This window comes from Pectobacterium sp. PL64, from assembly GCF_022477975.1.
Lineage (GTDB): Bacteria > Pseudomonadota > Gammaproteobacteria > Enterobacterales > Enterobacteriaceae > Pectobacterium > Pectobacterium jejuense.
In genome coordinates, this window is record NZ_CP092070.1 from 3,969,808 (window position 1) to 3,985,399 (window position 15,592).

17 protein-coding genes are annotated in these 15,592 nt (G+C 53.9%); 5 read left to right on the forward strand and 12 right to left on the reverse strand.

Going from position 1 to position 15,592, the window contains the following annotated elements:
- Positions 1-456: 456 nt before the first annotated feature.
- The 5 genes from HP572_RS17825 (at position 457) to HP572_RS17845 (ending at position 5,166) form a co-directional block, all read left to right on the forward strand.
- Positions 457-1,173, forward strand: coding sequence for an ABC transporter permease (locus HP572_RS17825; protein ID WP_010277628.1), 717 nt, complete (start codon positions 457-459; stop codon positions 1,171-1,173).
- Positions 1,173-1,907 (forward strand): ABC transporter permease, encoded by a 735-nt coding sequence (locus tag HP572_RS17830; RefSeq protein WP_240583891.1) that lies wholly within the window; start codon positions 1,173-1,175, stop codon positions 1,905-1,907. Before HP572_RS17825 ends, HP572_RS17830 begins: the two co-directional genes overlap by 1 nt.
- A complete protein-coding gene (locus HP572_RS17835; protein WP_095993023.1) occupies positions 1,904-2,668 on the forward strand; it encodes an ABC transporter ATP-binding protein in 765 nt (254 codons plus the stop codon). The genes HP572_RS17830 and HP572_RS17835 overlap by 4 nt, the downstream gene beginning before the upstream one ends.
- Positions 2,669-2,744: 76 nt before the next feature.
- Complete coding sequence (locus HP572_RS17840; protein WP_240583892.1) at positions 2,745-3,614, forward strand: transporter substrate-binding domain-containing protein; 870 nt, start codon at positions 2,745-2,747, stop codon at positions 3,612-3,614.
- A gap of 94 nt (positions 3,615-3,708) precedes the next feature.
- Positions 3,709-5,166 (forward strand): M20 family metallopeptidase, encoded by a 1,458-nt coding sequence (locus tag HP572_RS17845; RefSeq protein WP_205555234.1) that lies wholly within the window; start codon positions 3,709-3,711, stop codon positions 5,164-5,166.
- A 74-nt stretch (positions 5,167-5,240) separates the two neighbouring features.
- Here the strand turns inward: HP572_RS17845 and trpS are convergent, their stop codons facing one another.
- From trpS to pilM, 12 genes are all read right to left on the reverse strand, one after another.
- Positions 5,241-6,245 (reverse strand): tryptophan--tRNA ligase, encoded by a 1,005-nt coding sequence (gene trpS / locus HP572_RS17850; RefSeq protein ID WP_205555235.1) that lies wholly within the window; start codon positions 6,243-6,245, stop codon positions 5,241-5,243.
- Positions 6,242-6,946, reverse strand: a complete 705-nt coding sequence (locus tag HP572_RS17855; RefSeq protein WP_240583893.1) for a phosphoglycolate phosphatase — start codon at positions 6,944-6,946, stop codon at positions 6,242-6,244. The genes trpS and HP572_RS17855 overlap by 4 nt, the downstream gene beginning before the upstream one ends.
- The gene (rpe, locus tag HP572_RS17860; RefSeq protein ID WP_010297113.1) at positions 6,939-7,616 is read right to left on the reverse strand and encodes a ribulose-phosphate 3-epimerase; all 678 of its coding nucleotides are present in this window, start codon (positions 7,614-7,616) and stop codon (positions 6,939-6,941) included. The genes HP572_RS17855 and rpe overlap by 8 nt, the downstream gene beginning before the upstream one ends.
- Before the next feature lie 112 nt (positions 7,617-7,728).
- Positions 7,729-8,541 carry an adenine-specific DNA-methyltransferase gene (dam, locus tag HP572_RS17865; protein ID WP_014916855.1) on the reverse strand — a complete coding sequence of 271 codons (813 nt, stop codon included), beginning with the start codon at positions 8,539-8,541 and terminating at the stop codon, positions 7,729-7,731.
- 79 nt (positions 8,542-8,620) lie between these two features.
- Positions 8,621-9,637 (reverse strand): SPOR domain-containing protein, encoded by a 1,017-nt coding sequence (locus HP572_RS17870; RefSeq protein WP_240583894.1) that lies wholly within the window; start codon positions 9,635-9,637, stop codon positions 8,621-8,623.
- 166 nt (positions 9,638-9,803) lie between these two features.
- Complete coding sequence (gene aroB / locus HP572_RS17875; RefSeq protein ID WP_205555239.1) at positions 9,804-10,889, reverse strand: 3-dehydroquinate synthase; 1,086 nt, start codon at positions 10,887-10,889, stop codon at positions 9,804-9,806.
- 51 nt (positions 10,890-10,940) lie between these two features.
- The gene (gene aroK / locus HP572_RS17880; RefSeq protein WP_005969451.1) at positions 10,941-11,462 is read right to left on the reverse strand and encodes a shikimate kinase AroK; all 522 of its coding nucleotides are present in this window, start codon (positions 11,460-11,462) and stop codon (positions 10,941-10,943) included.
- 351 nt (positions 11,463-11,813) lie between these two features.
- Complete coding sequence (gene hofQ, locus HP572_RS17885) at positions 11,814-13,076, reverse strand: DNA uptake porin HofQ (protein ID WP_371745339.1); 1,263 nt, start codon at positions 13,074-13,076, stop codon at positions 11,814-11,816.
- 112 nt (positions 13,077-13,188) lie between these two features.
- Positions 13,189-13,563 carry a HofP DNA utilization family protein gene (locus tag HP572_RS17890; protein ID WP_240583895.1) on the reverse strand — a complete coding sequence of 125 codons (375 nt, stop codon included), beginning with the start codon at positions 13,561-13,563 and terminating at the stop codon, positions 13,189-13,191.
- On the reverse strand, positions 13,560-14,147 hold the full coding sequence (locus HP572_RS17895; protein ID WP_240583896.1) for a hypothetical protein: 588 nt from the start codon (positions 14,145-14,147) through the stop codon (positions 13,560-13,562). Before HP572_RS17895 ends, HP572_RS17890 begins: the two co-directional genes overlap by 4 nt.
- Entirely contained in the window at positions 14,140-14,709 is a 570-nt protein-coding gene (locus tag HP572_RS17900) for a PilN domain-containing protein (RefSeq protein WP_240583897.1), read from the reverse strand. The genes HP572_RS17895 and HP572_RS17900 overlap by 8 nt, the downstream gene beginning before the upstream one ends.
- Positions 14,710-14,711: 2 nt before the next feature.
- Positions 14,712-15,563: a type IV pilus biogenesis protein PilM gene (gene pilM / locus HP572_RS17905; protein ID WP_240583898.1), complete on the reverse strand. Its 852-nt coding sequence runs from the start codon at positions 15,561-15,563 to the stop codon at positions 14,712-14,714.
- Positions 15,564-15,592 lie beyond the last annotated feature (29 nt).

Genomic DNA, 15,592 nt, shown 5'->3' on the forward strand with positions numbered 1-15,592 from the left:
CGTTCTGCCGGATAGCGGTTATTGCACCATCATAATGCAACGCCACATCAAATAGCATAACAATGCACTATTTTGAACATACTCCCTTACAAAATGTCACTTTAATGCTTTACCGCAGGCCACATCTGCCTTATTTTGACTAAAACGAAACTCATTAATAAGCAGACTATATGAATAAATAATCAATAATCGTTTACGTAAAACGTGGCCCGACTATTGCTTAGCTTTCTAATAGATTCGCGGCACGACCTCTGAATCGTTCCTATCGAAACGATTTCATCGTCAAGTCATCGTGGTTTTTCGACATTAGTGCCTCATCGAATGAGTCCATACCGAAAGGTGATACATCGCGTCATTACGTATTTCTACTCGCGTTCCTGAACGGAGTATGTCGTTCTCTCATCACAAAAACAGTTCTGTTCAGCAGAACAATAAGCAAGCAGTTTGGAGTCACTTGTGGAAGACGTTACTTTCTGGCAGCTCATCAGTTTTGGTGAACATGGCTGGGGGAAATTATTACTAATCGGAGCAGGAATGACGCTCGCACTGGCGATCGGCGGCTTTCTGCTGGGGGCGGTGATCGGCACGATCGGTGCCTGGTCCAAAATTTGCGGCAATCGCCCCGTACGCTATCTGGCTGATGGCTACACGACGCTTATCCGTGGCGTCCCCGACCTACTCATCATCTACCTGCTGTATTTCGGCGGCAGCTCTGCGTTAACTCTGCTCGCCAAACTGTTTGGCAGCAATGAGTTCTTTGGCTTTCCTGGCTTCCTCGCCGGGGTAATCGCCGTCGGCATTTCCTCCGGCGCGCAGCAGACAGAAGTCTACCGCGGTGCGTTCTACGCCGTGTCCAAAGGGGAAATTGAGGCCGCCAAAGCCTGCGGTATGCCAACGCTACTGCGCCTGCGCCGCATCATCATACCGCTCCTGCTGCGCCACGCGATCCCCCCACTCGGCAACGTGTGGCAGTTGGTGCTGAAAACCTCTGCGCTGGTTTCCGTTACCGGCGTCGCTGAACTCTTGACGCAGGCGCAAACGGGCGCGGGCTCTACCGGCAAACCGTTTGATTTCTTCATGGCGGCCGCGCTGCTGTATCTGGCTATCTCAATCTGTTCCGGCTGGATTATGCGCCGTGCTGAGTCTCATTATTCCCGGGGTGTGAAACGCTGATGGATTTTCCTTTTCTGTACGAAACGTTTCTGGAGATTATTCCCGGTATCCCGTTAACCCTGCAACTGGCGGTCAGTTCGGTCTTTCTGGGCTTCTTTCTGGCGCTGAGCTTGGCGCTGATGCAGCTGTCATCCTTTGCCGTACTGCGCTCCATTGCCCGGACCTACGTGCTGTTTTTCCGCGGCACGCCGCTGCTGGTTCAGCTGTTCCTGATTTACTACGGGCTGGGGCAATTCACCTGGGTTCGGGAAAGTATGCTTTGGCCATTCCTGCGGGAACCGCACTGGTGCGCCCTGCTGTCGCTCAGCCTGTGTACCGGAGCCTATGCCAGTGAAATTATCCGTGGCGGATTGCAGTCCGTTCCTGCAGGCCAGATCGAATCGGCACGCGCCTGCGGCATGCCGTCGTTCATGATTTTCAAGCGTATCGTTTTTCCACTGGCAATCCGTCAGGCACTCCCCGCTTACGGCAACGAGCTGATCTCGATGGTCAAATCGACCTCGCTGGCGTCCATCATCACGCTGATGGAAATCACCGGAATCGCCGCACGCCTCATCGCGGAAACCTACCGGGCGCTCGAAGTGTTCCTGGTCGCTGGTGCTATTTATCTGTTTATTAACCTTATTCTGACCCGTTTACTGATGTGGACAGAATTTACGCTTACCCCTCATCTCCGTGCGCCGGGTGCGCAACCGGCAGCGAAAAAAATTAAGAAATTGGGAGATCTGCAATGACGACACCCGCCATTAGCCTGCGCAACATTCATAAAAGCTTCGGCTCTCTGGACGTCCTTAAAGGGATTTCGATTGAGGCCAATCAAGGGGAAGTCATCTCAATTCTGGGATCGTCCGGTTCAGGTAAATCGACGCTGCTGCGCTGTAGCAACCTGCTTGAGCTTCCCGATCAGGGCGAGATTATCGTCGGCGGAGAAGCAATTGAAATGAAGCCGAACCGCAAAGGGCAGAACCGCCCGTCGAACCTCAAACAGATCGACAGAATTCGTACCCAGTTGGGCATGGTATTCCAGAATTTTAACCTCTGGTCACACAAGACCGTGCTGGAAAACATCATCGAAGCGCCCGTGCACGTCTTAAAGCGTCCACAGGCGGAGTGCGTGGAGCACGCCGAGCAGCTGTTAGAGAAAGTCGGTCTGGCGGATAAGCGTCACTACTATCCTGCGCATTTGTCCGGTGGACAGCAGCAGCGCGCCGCAATTGCCCGTGCGCTCGCGATGGAACCGAAAGTGATGCTGTTTGATGAGCCGACCTCCGCGCTCGACCCAGAGCTGGTCGGCGAAGTGCTGCGCGTCATGCGTACGCTGGCGGACGAAGGGATGACCATGCTGGTCGTGACCCACGAAATGGATTTTGCCCGCGAAGTCTCCAACCGCATCGTCTTCCTCCATCAGGGGGAAATTGAAGAACAGGGAACGCCGGAGCAAGTTTTCACTGCCAGCCAGTCGGCTCGCTTCCGGCAATTTATTGCCAGTTGGTAAACACAACCCCACCACTCTCGTGACAGTGGTGGGAAATAAACAAAATATAACGATATCACTCGCCGGGAGAACACCAATGATCAAATCAAAACTCACTCTGCTCGCTTGCTCGCTGTGTATGGCAGGCACGCTGGCCGCCTCATTTACCGCCTCCGCAGAAGAGAAAAAATGGACGACCGTCCGCATCGCGACCGAAGGCGCTTACCACCCGTATAACTTCACCAAACCAGACGGTACGCTGGATGGCATGGAGATCGAGCTGTACAAAGTGCTGTGTCACAACATGCAGGTGAAATGCGAGATCATGGTTCAGCCCTTCGCCAGTGCGATTCCTGCGCTGAACGCGGGTAAATATGATGCGATCATCGCGGGTATGTCCGCCACGGCAAAACGTCGTGAAGTGATCGATTTCAGCCAGCCGTACACGCAGGCAGGGCAGACCTTCGCCGTGCTGAAATCCAGCTCACTCGCCAAAGATTTCCCAGACGCGGGCGTGCGTTTCTCCATTGAACCTGCCGATGAAGCGAAAGCACTGGCAGAAGTTGAGAAACTGAAACCGCTGCTGGAAGGCAAAACCATCGGCGTGCAGTCCGCCTCTATCGCCAGCGCCTTTTTGGATAAATACATGAAAGGCGTGATGAAAGTACGCGAATATAAAACTACGCAGGAACACGATCTGGATCTGAAAGCAGGCCGTGTGGATCTGGTCATCGCTTCCGCACCGTACCTGAAAAGCACGACGGACAAACCGGGCAATGACAACATCGTGATGCCAGGGCCACAGTTCATCGGCGGTATTCTGGGCAGCGGTTCTTCCGTTGGCCTGCGCAAAAGCGATCCTGAGCTGAAAGCCATGTTCGACAAGGCAATCGATCAGGCTAAACAAGACGGTACCATCAGAAAGCTGAGCGAAAAATGGTTCGGCATGGACACCACGCCGCTCTAAGCGTTGTCCAATCGCTGAATCGCGTGTCATGGCTAATTGGCTGTGACACGCTCCTCGCCAATGCCATCAGAAAAATCAAACGAGCACACCACGCATGAATGCAACACACACTGAAGGAACGCTGCCGGCCGTTAATCGCCAGAACGTGGAAGAGATCTGCGACCTGATTGCGACTAAGCGGCAGCAGTTCTGTACGCTGAGCGACGGCATCTGGGATACGCCAGAGCTGAACTACGAAGAGCATCGTTCCGCGGCACAGCACGAAGCCGTCCTGAAAGCAGAAGGCTTCCGCCTGACAACAGGCATTGCCGGCATGCCGACCGCGCTGCTGGGAGAATTCGGCGAAGGTCTGCCGATTATCGCCATTCTGGGTGAATACGATGCACTGCCGGGCCTGAGCCAGCAGGCGAATGTCGCTGAGCCAAAGCCGCTGGAAAACGGTGGCAATGGCCACGGCTGCGGACATAACCTGCTCGGTACCGCAGCACTACAGGCAGCGACGGCAGTGAAAGATTATCTGCAAAAGCACGCACTGGCTGGAACCGTCCGCTTTTACGGCTGCCCTGCGGAAGAAGGCGGATCGTCCAAAGGCTTTATGGTCAAGGAAGGCGTCTTTGACGACGTCGATATCGCCCTCTGCTGGCACCCGGCGACCTTCACCGGTGTCAACAGCCCGGTATCGCTGGCCTGTAACGAACTGAATTTTTACTTCAAAGGTCGTGCGGCTCATGCCGCCAGCAGCCCACATTTGGGACGCAGCGCGCTGGATGCCGTGGAGCTCATGAACGTTGGTGTCAACTACATGCGCGAACACATGCCCTCCTCTGCCCGCATCCACTATGCGATTACTGACAGCGGCGGCCACGCCCCGAACGTCGTTCAGGCCAATGCCACCGTGCGTTACCTCGTACGAGCTCGCCAGTTGCCGGAACTGCACCAGTTGGTCAAACGCGTGAAGAAAATTGCCGAAGGCGCGGCGCTGATGACGGAAACCGAAGTCAGCAGCGAAGTGATTAGCGGTGATGCCAATCTGCTGGCGAACCCGCCGCTGGAAGCGCGTATGCACGAACATCTGCTGGCGCTCGGCCCGATACCGTTCGATGACGAAGACCGCAAAATGGCAGCGATGTTCCAGACCGCGCTGAGCGCCGAAGACATTGCCGAATCCTACGCGCGTTTCGGCGTTAAACCGCAGCCGGGTTTAACGCTGCACGACGGAATTTATCCGCTGTATAGCCCGAATGACGCCTTCATCGGTTCTACCGACGTGGGAACAGTTAGCTGGGTTGTGCCAACCGTGCAGATTCGCAGCGCCACTTATGCCATCGGCACGCCAGCGCATTCATGGCAGTTGGTCGCACAGGGGAAAACCGGGGCCGCACACAAAGGCACAGAGTACGCAGCGAAAGCGATGGCCTCACTGGCTATCGATCTGCTGGTCACACCCGAACTGATTGCGCAGGCAAAAGCCGACCATCAGGAAAGATTGCAGCAGACACCGTTTGAGAACCCGATTCCAGACGACGTGTTCGCGCCTATCCCACAGGGATAAGAAGCTGATTCGAAGGGATAGATAAGCAGTAGCAGGAAACCGTCAGGAGAACGCCTCCTGACGGTAATTAAGACTTACGGACGGGAAACAAAACCGATAGCGTCGTAGACCTTCTTCAGCGTTTCCTGTGCGCGAGCACTCGCTTTGTCAGCCCCTTCACGCATGATCTGTTGCAGGAAAGCCTCATCGTTACGGTAGCGATGATAACGCTCTTGCAGCTCAGACAGCATACCGGATACGGCATCCGCTACCGCGCCTTTCAGGTGACCATACATCTGGCCGTTAAATTCCTGCTCCAGCTCTGGGATACTTTTTCCCGTGACGCCAGACAGAATATCCAACAGGTTGGATACCCCAGCTTTATTCGCCACGTCATAGCGAATGACAGGTGGCTCGTCGGAATCCGTCATCGCGCGTTTGATCTTCTTCACCACCGCTTTCGGATCTTCCAGCAGCCCGATAACGTTATTGCGGTTATCGTCAGACTTGGACATCTTCTTGGTCGGTTCCAGCAGCGACATCACGCGGGCACCCGATTTCGGAATGAACGGCTCTGGCACTTTGAAAATGTCGCCATACAGGCTGTTGAAGCGCTGCCCGACGTCACGACTCAGCTCCAGGTGCTGTTTCTGATCTTCACCCACCGGCACCTGATTCGTTTGGTACAGCAGGATATCCGCCGCCATCAGCACCGGATAACTAAACAGACCGGCGTTGATGTTCTCTTCATAACGCGCGGATTTATCCTTGAACTGCGTCATGCGGCTCAGTTCACCGAAATACGCGTAGCAGTTCAGTATCCAGCTCAGTTGGCTGTGCTCAGGCACGTGCGACTGAACGAAAATAGTGCTCTTTTTCGGATCGATACCGCAGGCCAGATACAGCGCCAGCGTATCCAGCGTCGCTTTTCTCAGCGCCTGCGGATCCTGACGTACCGTGATGGCATGCAAATCCACAATACAATAGATGCAGTCGTAATCGTCCTGCATGTTGACCCACTGACGTAACGCCCCCATGTAGTTACCAATGGTCAATTCACCAGACGGCTGCGCACCGCTAAATACAATGGGCTTGCTCATGCTAAGGGTTCCTGATTGTGTGAAGAAGACTGCCCGATCAGGGGCAAAATATCGGCAAAACGATCCAGAACGACATCCGGCTGACTCAGCTCGATCGCTTCACCATAGTTATAACCATACGTCATGCCGATGCTACGACAGCCCGCCGCCTGTGCCGCCTGAATATCATTGCGGGAATCGCCGACGAACAGAAGCTCGCTGGCACGCAGCCCCAGCTTACCGAGTACCAGATAGAGCGGCGCAGGATGCGGCTTTTTCACAATGACGTCATCGCCACCGATGATCAGCGAAAAATAGTCGCTAATCCCTAGGCCCGCCAAGAGCGGGGCAACGAACGGCGTGGGTTTATTGGTCACCACCGCCATCGGAACGCCCTGCTTCGCCAACTGTGCCAGCGTCTCTTTTACCTGTGGAAACAGCGTACTGCCGCTATCCACCGTCTGCGCATAATAGCTATCGAACCGCTCACGGGTTTCTTGCAGGCGCTCACCTGTAGGCTCAACGCCAGCCCAGCGCAGCGCCCGTTCAACCATCACGTCCGCACCGTTACCAATCCAGGTTGCGACACGCGCTTCGCCCGCAGCAGGCAACGACTGCGCCACTAAGGCCTGATCGATCGCCGCCGCCAGACCCGGTGCGCTGTGAATCAGCGTCCCGTCCAAATCAAAAGCCAATCCGCGAACTGCGGTTAATTCAGTCATGTGTCGTCCTTGAAATTTCACTACGCATTTGATCAATGACGGCACGGTAATCTGGATGACCAAAAATAGCCGATCCCGCCACAAACATATCCGCGCCCGCTTCAGCAATTGCGCCGATATTTTCTACTTTTACGCCGCCATCGACTTCCAGTCGAATGTCGTAACCGCTGTCGTCGATCAAGCGACGAACCTGACGCAGTTTATCCAGCGTGCTGGGAATAAAGGACTGGCCGCCAAATCCAGGGTTAACCGACATCAGCAGAATGATATCCAGCTTATCCATGACGTAATCGAGATAACTCAGCGGCGTCGCGGGGTTAAACACCAGCCCGGCTTTACAGCCGTGATCTTTGATCAGTTGCAGTGAACGATCGAGATGATCCGTGGCTTCGGGATGAAAGGTAATGAAACTGGCTCCCGCGTTGGCGAAATCCGGGATGATACGATCGACTGGTTTCACCATCAGGTGGACGTCAATCGGCGCGGTAATGCCGTAATCGCGCAGGGATTTCAGGACCAGCGGGCCAATCGTCAAATTTGGCACATAGTGGTTATCCATGACATCAAAATGGACCACATCCGCCCCGGCAGCCAATACGTTAGCGGTATCTTCACCAAGACGGGCAAAATCAGCCGACAGAATAGACGGCGCGATTAAAAACGGCTTCATTCATTTCTCCAAACGGTAAAGTCTGAATGCCTGCGGGTAACCTATTCCCGGCTAATGACGCCTCTCAGACGGCATTAACCGATTCACCGCGCTCTGTTTACCCCAAACGGTATTACCGATATAGGGCTAATAACTCGTTTACTTTACTACGCCCTAAAATATTACGGCTAATCGTTCTGCGCGCTTTAACAACATACAGCACAGCTTCCTGATACCACTCACGAGTCAGTAACGTGTCATGATTGGAAATCAGTACCGGAATCTGGCTTTCTGCTGATAAACGGCGCGCCAATTGCGCCAAACTCTGCTGGTCGGCACGACTGAAATTATTGGTGTGATAGGCCGTAAAATTCGCGGTCGCAGACAGCGGCGCATAAGGCGGATCGCAATAAATGACCGATCCTTTCTCTGCTTTTTCCAGCGTGTCCTGATAATGCTCACAGACGAAGGTGGCATTTTGCGCTTTGAAGGCGAACCAGCGAATTTCTTCTTCAGGAAAATAGGGCTTCTTGTAGCGCCCGAAAGGAACATTGAATTCACCGCGCATGTTGTAACGGCACAGGCCGTTATAGCAGTGGCGATTCAAATAGAGAAACAGCAGCGCACGCCGATAGGCATCGCTGCAAAGGTTAAATTCGTCACGGAGCAGATAAAACGTCTCTGACGTGTTGACCTCATCCGTAAAAAGTTTACGGGCGTCGGTAACAAACTCATCTGCATTCGATTTAACGATATTGTAGAGATTAATCAGGTCGCTATTAATATCAGCCAGTATGTAGCGATCGTATTCCGTATTCAGAAACACGGAACCCGCGCCAACAAAGGGCTCAATGAGACAGTCTCCTGCGGGTAAATAGCGACGAATTTCTTCTACCAGCGGATATTTACCACCAGCCCATTTTAAAAAAGCGCGGTTCTTCTTCATGCCGTCGTTAGTTACTCATACGTTTCAGAGCCGCGGATTGTACTCTGTGTCAGACAGCACATCAGGGCTAAAATTGGTGTTACTTATTCAAGTCCTGCTTCACCTGGCGGATCGGCTTAACCCATGGTTTTTTCGCTTGTACCTCTGCGGGCAACGCGGCAATTGCCTGTTTCGCTTCCGCAGAAGAAGCATAGACTCCGGTCACTAACACATACCAGGATTTTCCGTCTCGTTTCGTTTCATACACCCACGAATGGGCGAGATTATGTTGTTTTGCGTAGGCTTTCAGCGTATCCGAGCGTGATGCGCTGCTCAGTTGCAACGTAAAACTGCTCGCAGGCGCATTCTGTACGGAAACGTTCTGCCCGGCCGCCGCAGGCGCTGCTTTTGCGTTAGCTGCAGGTTTGCTGGCTACTGGCGCTTTTGGCGCGCTATTCGCAGCAGGCTTAGCGTTGCTAGCGTGTGCAGGCGTCGTGTTGTGCGTATTTTTAGCGGATGAGGTCGCAGGCGTTTTCCCCGCCGGAGCAACCGTCGCAGGCGCTGTTGGCAGCGTCGAGTTTCCTGCCGACCCCTGAGAGAATTCGCTAACGCGCCCTTGCTGTTGCGACAGCGCATCGGTGATATTGCCTGGCAGCTCGATACGCTGCTGGCCTGCCACCGGCGGTTGAATCTGTGCATCCGTCGGCGTACCGGAAATCGGTGGAGCACTCAATGTCTGAGGCGACGTCGGCGTTTGAGAAGACGTCTGCCCTGGCATTTGGCCATGACTGGCCTCGCCGGAAACGGCCGCAGGGCTTTCACTCGGAGAGGAAGGCTGCGTGCTCTGGGTCATGGAGGACGAAGAAGAGAGATCGATATTTCGCTCGCCACTCGCTTGATTCTGCGTCTGTGAGGTTTGTGGCTGAGAAGGTGCCTGCAAGGCCGATCCAATACCCACGATCAGCAACACCAGCACCACAATCCCGATGCCAATCATCAGGTGCTGTCTGGAAAGCGCGATTTTAGGTACCGCGAAGTTGCTGCTTTTCTGCTGACGAGTAGGTCGACGGTCACTGGTATCAGGCTTCAGCTCATCTTCCGGCTTGAACTCATCCATTTAACATCTCCCCACTAAAAAGCTCGAATTCGCCACGCGGTCGCCAAGGCGAATCATTGAATCGTAACGCATTGTATTTTATTAACCATAACCCATCAGGGCGTGTCTGTCGTTAATACTTATCTTTCATAACTGCCAGTCTTTCATAACCCGATAGCATTACGCATCAGGCAAGACAGTCAGCTATCGAAGCCAACACCATGTCATGCGCGACGCCGCCACGAACTTCAGATTGACCGATTGCCGTTGGCAGCACCAGACGTAACTCGCCCGCCAGCACTTTCTTGTCGCGCATCATATGAGGAAGATAGGATTCAGGTGTCATTTGCGTTGGGCCGTTTACTGGTAAGCCAGCGCGAATCAGCAGAGACTTGACTCGTTCGACATCCTCAGCGGAGAACTGCCCAAGGCGACGTGCGGTATGTGCAGCCATCACCATGCCTGCCGCAACCGCTTCGCCGTGCAGCCAGTTACCGTAGCCCATTTCTGCTTCAATGGCATGCCCGTAAGTATGGCCCAAGTTGAGCAACGCACGCATGCCACTTTCACGTTCATCTGCTGCAACCACCGCTGCTTTGATTTCACAGCAGCGTCGAATGCAGTAAGCCAGCGCGTCATGCTGTAGCGCACGCACGGCTTCAATGTTTTCTTCGAGCCAAAGAAAGAAATCGCGATCCAGAATAATGCCGTACTTGATGACTTCCGCCAGCCCGGATGACAATTCCCGTGCCGGTAAAGATTTCAGGCAGTCCAGATCGATCACAACCGATACGGGCTGGTAGAACGCCCCGATCATGTTTTTACCCAACGGGTGATTGACGGCGGTTTTACCACCGACAGAAGAATCTACCTGCGATAACAGCGTTGTCGGCACCTGAATAAACCGGACGCCACGCTGATAACTGGCCGCGGCAAAACCGGCTAAATCGCCGATGACACCGCCACCCAAGGCAACAATCGTCGTATCACGACCATGCGGTTTCGCCAACAGCGCGGTAAAAACCTGATCCAATACGGTCAGCGATTTGTGCTGCTCGCCGTCAGGTAAAATAACCTGATCAACATGCACACCACTGCTTTCCAACACACCACGAACGCGGTCAAGGTACAGAGGAGCCAACGTCTGGTTCGTCACCAGCATGGCCTGCTCCCCCGCTTTCAACGGCATAAAAGAAGCCGAATCATCAAATAATCCAGCGGCTATCGTAATGGGATAACTACGTTCCCCAAGTGTTACGGTAATTCTTTCCATGCGCGTTAAACAACCCGTTCAGGATCCGCTCAATGCGGATAAGGTATGCTCTTAGTTACTTTCCAGCATATTGATAATCTGGTTAGCAACGACCTTGGCACTTTGCTCGTCAGTCCGAATGGTAACGTCAGCGATTTCTTCATAAAGCGGGTTCCGCTCTTTCGCCAACGCTTCCAATACTTCACGTGGAGGGGTTTCAACCTGAAGTAACGGACGCTTCTTGTCACGCTGCGTGCGGGCAAGCTGTTTCTCGATTGTCGTTTCCAAATAAACGACAACGCCGCGCGCGGAAAGACGATTGCGCGTCTCACGTGATTTGACTGAGCCACCGCCTGTCGCCAGTACGATGCCTTGCTTTTCCGTCAATTCATTAATGACTTTCTCTTCACGATCGCGGAAGCCTTCTTCGCCTTCCACATCGAATACCCAGCCCACATCAGCCCCAGTGCGTCGCTCAATTTCTTGATCGGAGTCGAAAAACTCCATATTGAGTTGCTGAGCTAACTGACGGCCAATAGTGCTTTTGCCGGCACCCATAGGCCCAACCAGAAAGATATTGCGTTTCTCTGCCATGTTTTTTGGTATTACTAAGACAATTCGTTAATGATAACCCGCCCCGCCAATCAACCCAGCGGCGGGACCTAAACTGAAACCTCATGAGCGATAGTGCGAGAATCAGACAAAAAATTATCTCAAGACTCAGGGTAGTTTGGCAACCGAATAAAATGTCACACCGACCACAGGGGGTCAATGTAGTATGTTTTATCGACATTTTCGGTGGAACAACACTTCAGTGCTCAATTCGCTAACCCTTGTAAGCTAAATCCGCCGCAGCGTCAAACTCATAAGCGACGAACGTGACAAAATATTGCGCCTAATCCGAAAAAAAAACACCGTATAACATCAGAGCCCGCCTGGGTTTACTCACGATGATGCGGGTATCAGCGTCGGCGTAATGAAAATGACCAATTCTCGTCGTGTATGCTGCTGAGTATGGTTTCTGAACAGATGACCAAATACGGGAACCTCGCCCAATATGGGTACCTGTCTGTCGCTGTTCTTTTTTTGCTGCTGGAAAATGCCGCCTAAAACGATGGTTTCTCCATCAGCGACCGTCACCTGAGTTTGGATTTCCTGTTTATCGATCGCTAATGCTTCGCCATTATCACCCTGCTTAATCGTCTGCCCCGGCATGTTTTGGCTGATTTTCAGGTTTAGCGTAATCCGTCCGGCACGCAGAATGTCTGGCGTGACTTCCATCCCTAATACCGCCTCTTTGAACTCGATAGACGTCGATCCGCTGGCACCGCTGGAGACTTGATACGGAATTTCCGTGCCTTGTTTAATACTGGCGGTCTGCTGGTGCGCGGTAAATAAGCGAGGGCTGGCGATAATCTCGACCTGGCTTTCCTGTTCCAGCGCCATCAATTCCAGGTCCAGCAGGCGACCATTCAAGCGCGCCAAATGGAACCCGGCATTGATCGTGGGTGTATCGACTGGCAGGCCAACGTTAAAATTATTCAGTCTGAGTGCCTTGTTCGCCGCGTCCCCTTCACCCAGCCCCCAATTCACGCCCAGCGCCTGCAGGTGCTCGCTGCTGATGGTGACGATATGGGCCGCTAGCTGTACCTGCGCTAACGGCAGATCGAGCTCTTTCACCCACGGTTCGAGCTGCGTCAGAGCCTCTTCCGTATCGCGAATCAATAGGGTATTCGTCCGCTTATCCACGGTTACGCTGCCACGCGCAGAGAGTAGCGTTCCACGCTGAGCCTGAACGCTGGCCGCCACTTCCGTCGCATCAGCATATTGCAATGCAACAGAGATATTATGCAGCGGCAATTTCTGCGCCTGCTCCGCCGCCTGTTCGTCCCGTTCTTTCTGCAAGGACTCAAGGTGCCCAGCAGGGAAAACCATCAGCACGTTGCCGTTCCGCTCGACGCTGAGCTTCCCCATGCGTAAAACAATATCCAGAGCCTGCTGCCAGGGAATATCAGCCAGCCTCAGGCTAAGATTACCCGTCACGCCCGGAGCGATCACCAGATTGAGCTGTTGGTGATCGGCTAACGCCTGTAGCACCCGAGGTATCGGTGAATCTTCAAACGCCATCGATACCGAACTTTCCGCGCTGGCCTGAAACGGCGCGGCGAGAAGAAGTAACCCACTCCACGCCACCACCCGACATAACATCCTCATATTAATAACCTTCCTTGTTATCGAGATACGCTGTTGCCAGCGTTGTTTTCAAAGAACGGGTGTCCAAAGACTACGTTCAAAATACCTGTCGTCAGGCAGTCTGCATCTATTCCACTGGCTTAGTGATAAACGGAGAAACCAGCAGCAGGTTCTCTGGCAGGCCGTCACAACTTGCCTCATGCGCTGTCGGGACAAGTTTGGCCCCTGATTTATCCAGTTGACTGACCAGCCAATTCCCTGGAGGAATCGTTTCGCCACGTGTCAGCCTGATCCAACCAACCTCCGGCTGCGCTAACCAGCCAGTCCAACGGTCACCAGAACCCATCACGCCTTTTAGCTGCCACGCTGGCAGTGTCGCTGAGGGCAGGCAACGCGCAGCAGCCAGAGGCTGAAAAGGGTCGATACGTTCTGCGAGTTTTTCTGCCTGCACGCTATGGGGTACGAAGAGCATCAATGCGATACAACGTGTTATGTGGTTCATGGCACCGCCTCCGGCCTGATTAGCGATAGCTCAACCTGCAACCGTGGTATTTCTGTTGACTGCGCCATTGGAGCGCCATCTGGCTTTACGGTCAGTTGCGTTATTTGCAGAACATAAGGTAATGCCGTCAGCGCACGAAGCACCTGCAATACGCCCGTGTAGTTCGCGCTAAATGCCAATTGCCAACGTTCCTGATGAGGTGCTCCCGCATGAGGTGGAGTGGACTGCCAGGATAGAAGCGAAGCCCCCGCCAGCGACAGAGGCTCAACGATAAGCTGTGCCAGTCGGTCAGGCTGGAAGGGATCGTCTTGCGCAGTTTTCTCCGCTAATTGCGTGCTTAGCACTGAGAGCAGCGGCATCGCATCCAGTTTTTGCTGGAGTTCGCCGACATCCAGACGCGCCTGAACGGTTTGCTCTTCTATGCCAATCACCGCCTGCCGTACTTCACCGATGAGGAACCAGCCTGCTAGCAGTCCAGCAGCAGCGACAAACGCCAATTGAAGCGCTAGCTGCTGCCAGAGCGGTTTATTAACTAGTCCAGGCCGATTCAGTACGACGGCAGTCACGATCGCTTGATTAATCATGGTCTTCCCCCGGTAAGGAAACACCCGTATCGCGCCAGTTGGCCTGAAAGGAAAAGCGCAACGGGGTATTCACACCACGCTCTCGGGACGTATGCAGCAGTTGTACACGCTCGACGGAAACATGGCGTGATAACGCATGCTGTAGCGTAATGATATCGTGATAGTTTTCACTCACACCGGACAGCAGCAGGTACGAGCCACGGTCAGCGATTTCCGTCAGCCACAGACGCGCGGGCATCATGCCAGCAAGCTGGTCGAACAGATGGAGGTTACGACGATTGTCATGCTGGACTATCGCCTCGGCGCGCTCCTGTTCCAGATAGCGACGCAGCGCTTCTCGCGCCTGATGCGTTTGTTGATACTGCGTCGTCAGTTGCTGTTGTTGGGCCAGCACCGCATTGAGTTCATCCTGCGCGCGTTGCTGTCTGTGCTGCCAAAACAGATAGCTCGTGGCGATAAGGCATAACATCAACCCCGTCTGTAGCCACAGCAGACCTAACCAACGGCGTACCCGCAGACGCATTTGGGTTTGGCGCCAGGGTAAAAGATTAATCAGCGGCATAGTCAGGCATCCTCAGGACGCAATGCCAACCCACCCGCAATCGCAAAAGCCGAGGGGAAACTCGGTAGCGGCGGCTGCATGTGGTTAAACACCGTTAACGGCGACCACGGCTGTAATACGTCGGTCTGCTGGCGGGGTAAATCGGGCGAGACGCTAGAGTAATAGGCTATGTCGTCGACATCGTGCTGATAGCGAGTGCTTACAACCGATAAGATATCGGCCTCATCGTTCAGCTCATCAAGGTGTATCACGCCCGAGTGAAAAGCATGGTTCAACGGGGAAACCCACAGCCAGCCATCCAACAAGCGATGCAGAAGCAGGCGGTTAGTTTCAAGCCCAGCCCGCTGTGCCATCGCCCGAAGCGCACAGGTTGAAACCTCAAGTACATCGGGGTGTAACCCCGTGCTATTCAGGCATGCCAGCCATTTATCGATCTCCTGTCGGCGCGCGGCCGTCACCAGCAGCGAACCCTGCCTCTGCGGGTCTTCCCGATAGTCTATCGCCAGCGATTCGCTGCTGATCGGTAGCTTACGAGCCGCCATGGTTTCGATGTAGAGGCTACGCTCCGGCTCCTGTAAACGCTGGTCGGGCATAGGTAAATGCTGCTGTAAAATCAACTGAGCAGGGAACCCCACCCGTAGCGAAATGTGTCCAGGCAGTAAACGACGCCATGTGCGCAAGGCCTCACAAAGTGCCTCAGTATGGTGTAGACTACCCGTGCGCAAGGTGTCGTCTGGTAGCGGATATTGCCACCAGTGACGAAGCTGCCAGCCATCGCGGCGGCGCTGAACCGCCAGCGCGCGCATGAAGCCGTTTTGTATATCTACTCCAACCCGCCAGATGTGATAAGCCATGTTCAACCCGATTTCCTTATCCCTTAAAA